The sequence below is a fragment of the Terrabacter sp. P5_B1 genome, from assembly GCF_056400505.1.
Map to the genome: position 1 here is coordinate 1 of NZ_JBFULD010000536.1, position 1,597 is coordinate 1,597.

Annotated in this window: 3 protein-coding genes; 2 read left to right on the top strand and 1 reads right to left on the bottom strand. The window is 72.0% G+C overall.

The genetic code is table 11. The features are described from left to right. Positions 1-61: 61 nt before the first annotated feature. A complete protein-coding gene (pdxY, locus tag AC1DP0_RS21725; protein ID WP_478088628.1) occupies positions 62-910 on the bottom strand; it encodes a pyridoxal kinase PdxY in 849 nt (282 codons plus the stop codon). Between the two features lie 81 nt (positions 911-991). Here pdxY and AC1DP0_RS21730 point away from each other — a divergent pair, with 81 nt between their 5' ends. Beyond that, positions 992-1,315, top strand: a complete 324-nt coding sequence (locus AC1DP0_RS21730) for a rhodanese-like domain-containing protein (protein WP_442278629.1) — start codon at positions 992-994, stop codon at positions 1,313-1,315. Between the two features lie 96 nt (positions 1,316-1,411). Further along, on the top strand, positions 1,412-1,597 hold a 186-nt coding region (locus tag AC1DP0_RS21735), incomplete at its 3' end, for a hypothetical protein (protein ID WP_478088630.1).

Below are 1,597 nucleotides of genomic sequence, written 5' to 3' on the forward strand. Positions count from 1 at the left end.
GGTCAGGGGTGGTCATGCGGAACGGCGCCATGCGACTATAACGCGACTGGCCGTGGAACCGTCAACCGATGTGAGCGATGTCAAAGACTTCGTCGGGCCGGGCGATCGCGTCCTGCTCCTGGACGAGGAGCATCTCGTCCGAGCCGCTGGCGTGCGTGCGCTCGAGCACGGCATACATCGACGCCGCCGTGCGGCGCAGGGCCACCTGCGGACCATCCGTCAGGTAGTGGGCGAGGAAGATCGCGGCCGTGACGTCGCCTCCGCCGCGGACCGTCATGGGCAGCATCGGCGTCGTGACGACCCAGGCGTCGTCGGCGGTGATGCAGGCCATCTGGATCGAGCTCTCGGGGGTGTCGGAGGTCAGGGCGCTCGTGACGAGCACGACCGTGGGCCCCTGGGCCACGAGCTCACGCGCCGCGGCGACGAGGTCGGCCTCGGTGGTGACCTCGCGTCCGACGAGGAACTCGAGCTCGAACTGGTTCGGGGTGACGATGTCGGCCCGGGGCACGACATGGTCGCGCAGGTACTCGGGGATGCCCTCCCGGACGAAGAAACCGCGCCCCACGTCGCCCATGACCGGGTCGCAGCAGTAGATCGCCGCGGGGTTGGCGGCCTTGACCCGCGCGACGGCGTCGAGCACGACCTCGCCGACCGCCTCGGCGCCCTGGTAGCCGGAGAGCACGGCGTCGACCGTCGGGAAGGCGCCGCGCTCCTCGACGCCGTCGATGACGGCCGCGACGTCGGCCGGCGCGATGAGCGGGCCCCGGGTCGAGCCGTAGCCGGTGTGGTTCGAGAAGGTCACCGTGAGCACGGGATAGACCTCGTGCCCGAGCCGCTGGAGCGGGAAGACCGCGGCCGAGTTGCCGGCGTGGCMGTAGGCGACGTGGGACTGGATCGACAGGATCTTCACGGGCCCACCCTAACCACGCGGGGTGAGCCGTCCCCCTCATCTGCTGGGGCTTGCGGGCGCCGCCGTGTCAGGATGGATCGCATGAGCGCGATCCCCACGACGACCGTGTCCGAGCTGCCCGACGACGCCGTCCTCGTCGACGTCCGCGAGGCCGACGAGTGGGCCGCCGGCCACGCTCCCAACGCCATCCACATCCCGCTCGGCGAGCTGCCGTCCCGCATCGACGAGCTGCCGGAGACCGACGACACCGTCGCCGTCGTGTGCCGCATGGGCGGACGGTCGGCCCGTGCGGTGCAGTGGCTCGTGCACCAGGGCTACGACGTCGCCAACGTCGAGGGCGGCATGGTCGAGTGGCAGCGCGCCGGCAAGCAGCTCACCGCCGACGGGCAACCCAGCATCATCTGATCCGGACGATCTGACAGGAGGTGGCGCGAACGTGACACATCGGAGCAGCCGGGACGACGCGTCCGAGCCGGACCCGACGGCCGACTCGTGGTCGGCGTGGCTGCCACGCCTCGACCCGTCGACGACGCCGCTCCCGCAGGCGTCGGCGCCGCCGGATTCCACCATTCCACCCGCACCGGCAGTGCCGCCGGCCGGGCCGCCCGACGCACCGTGGGCTCCGCCGCCCGTCCCGCCCACCCCCTCACCCGGCGCGCCACCCAGCCCACCGATGAGGTGGGATGC

What these genes read in the sequence shown, in the direction of transcription:
- AC1DP0_RS21730 (WP_442278629.1), top strand. Translation starts at nt 992, where the DNA reads ATGAGCGCGATCCCCACGACGACCGTGTCCGAGCTGCCCGACGACGCC.